Here is a 2673-nt window from a genome sequence, read left to right as displayed (position 1 = left end):
TACAAAAGCTAAATTAGCGAACAAAAGAAACGTTCAACTACAAAAACTGCGAAACGAAGCAATCCTTTTTCTAGCACCATTTGTACGATTTGGTTTCAGCAAGTTTTGAGCTGATAAACCAAATATCCTTGCCACAATTGGGATTGAAAATGCTGAGAGCAAAACACTGATGCAGACTAAAATGAGGCATAGTCAAAGAACAATTGAAGCGTAAAAATGTCTCTGAAACGCCTGAGTTTGGGGCAATAATATTTCAATGCCGAACCTGATGAAATGAAAACTAAAAGGCAACAAAGAAGAAGGAAAACCGCCCAACTTTAACATTTAAAAATCGAACGGTTCTATCGCTGAACTGAGCCAAAAAACTGCTATCTTTAGTTCGTGTAACGCCGCAATAACACGTGCGAACACCTTACTTTCCAAACCAATTATACTTCAAACCACAAACTCCGAGTGTAATTAGCATCGTGTTGATTGCTTTGTTACACGATCTTTGTCAACGCTTCTATTAACTTGGTAAAGAATTGATTTACCAAGATTTACTGTAAACTGAGTTTAATTAGATTGACTCAATTAAGCGAGCAAAATATCCAACCAACGACAATAACTGTGAAACGAAACAATCCCTTTTTCTTACACCATTTGTACGATTTGGTTTCAGCCTGTTTTGAGCTGATAAACCAAATATACTCGCCACAATTGGGATTAAAAATGCTGCGAGCAAAACACTGATGCAGACTAAAATGAGGCAAAACCATGAACAATTGAAGCGTGAATTGGTTTCTGAAACCCATGAACTTTTGACAATAATGTTTAATTGCCGAACCTGATGAAATGAAAACTAAAAGGCAACAAAGAAAAAGGAAATCCACCTTACTTTCTCGCCTAAAAAACTAACGGCTCAATCGCTGAACTGAGCCAAAAAAATGCATTCTTAGAGTTCGTGTAACGCTGGCATAACACGTTTATTACTATGCAAACCAACCTGAATTAACCGCCTTAATCACAAAACCTAAGACAAACCCAGAACGCCGAATGTAATAAATCGTGTTGATGCGATTGTTGTGCGTGCTTACTTTCGGCTCGGTTAACTTGGTAAAGAACTGCCCTGCCAAGATTTTCTAAGCCCTGATTCTAATTTACCGATAGTAATTAAGCGAACAAAATGATCTTAAATTGCGAGATAAAGTGAATGGAAAACAGATACATTTTTTACACCATTTGAACGGTTTGGTTTCAGCAGATTTGGAACTGATAAACCAAATATCCTAACAACAATTGGGATTGAAAATGCTGCGAGAAAAACACTGATGCAGGCCAAAATGAGGCATAACCAAAGAACAATTGAAGCGTAAAATAGCTTCTGAAACGCCTGAACTTAGGGAAATAAGGGTTAATTTGCCGAACCTGATGATACGAAAGCAAAAAGGCAACAAAGAAGAAAGGAACACTTACGAAGCCGAAACTACAAAAGCCTCGGTTCTATTGACGAACCGTGCAAAAAATTTCGGACTCAGTACGCACAACGCCTGCATAACACGTTTACTACTATGTAATTATACTTAAAATTGACGCCCTAAAACGAGAAACACCCGACAACCTGAGATGCCGAGTGTAGTAAATCGTGTTGATGCATTTGTTAACTGAACTTTTACTCTATAATTTCAGCATCTAATAAGGCATCTATACCAGCATCATTGATTAAATAACGGTATAAGGAATTTCCCCAACTATCCTGTTCAATTGTTTTCTCTACATAACCTAAGCGTTCCAACTTTATTGCTGCCAAGTTAATCTTACCTTCATCTTCACCAATTTCATTAGATATTTGATGGAAAACTAAACCGTCTGGGTACGATGTATGTGACGATAGCGTTATCGATAAAAATTTCAAATCAACTGCCGATAAAGAATAATTTTTAGGATTTGCTTCAATAACTGTATTAGCTTTTAGTGACTCTCTATTTAATAAGCCTAAACGCTCAGCTTCAGCTTTAATTAAAGAACAAGCTCGGTTTGTTGCTGATACGAGATCGCCATCACTTCGATTCGCTTCATAATCAGCAGGAAGAAGGCCTAAAAGATCAGTGGGTAGGTACATCTCTTGATTTCGAGGTTTAATAAAAAATGTACGTTTTTTTCCAATAGCTCCAACAAAAAGTCCCATTTCAAATAAAACATTATCTCGAACTATGTGCTGTTCCCTATTCCGAATTGTCGCTATATCATCAGGAGCAAAAATAAATAAAGCAAAGTCAACAAAAGATGATTTCGCAACTAAATCATCTACACTTGTTGAAGATAATTTAAATGTTCCATTTTTCCAAACCGTCACCTCAAATTCATGATCAAGATTTACGTTAATAGCTTCAGCTACATTTAAACTTTCAACTGACGATGCAATAAATATCCGTGGCTTTCTCATTTGAGCACTCACTTTAAGTAACGCTAAGATTAATACTATTCCCAATTTTACCTAATTACATGATAATTAGTAAGTTTATTCTCTTAATTTAATTATTACTGTGAAGGTGAACAAGTTCAGTTAACGCTGGCATAACACGTTTATTACTATGCAAACCAACTTGAATTAACCGCCTTAATCACAAAACCCAAGGCAAACCCAGAACGCCGAATGTAATAAATCGTGTTGATGCGATTGTTGTGCGTGCT

1 protein-coding gene is annotated in these 2673 nt (G+C 36.5%); it reads right to left on the bottom strand.

Features of this window, described 5'->3' with window-relative positions; genetic code table 11:
- Positions 1–1651: 1651 nt before the first annotated feature.
- Positions 1652–2470 (bottom strand): TIR domain-containing protein, encoded by an 819-nt coding sequence (locus HC728_RS19350; RefSeq protein ID WP_238933834.1) that lies wholly within the window; start codon positions 2468–2470, stop codon positions 1652–1654.
- Positions 2471–2673: the final 203 nt, after the last annotated feature.

Origin of the sequence: Aliivibrio sp. S10_S31, from assembly GCF_014694495.1 — a bacterium.
GTDB lineage: Bacteria > Pseudomonadota > Gammaproteobacteria > Enterobacterales > Vibrionaceae > Aliivibrio > Aliivibrio fischeri.
Note: the sequence above shows the minus strand (reverse complement) of the source record. Positions and strands in the feature narration are given on the sequence as shown.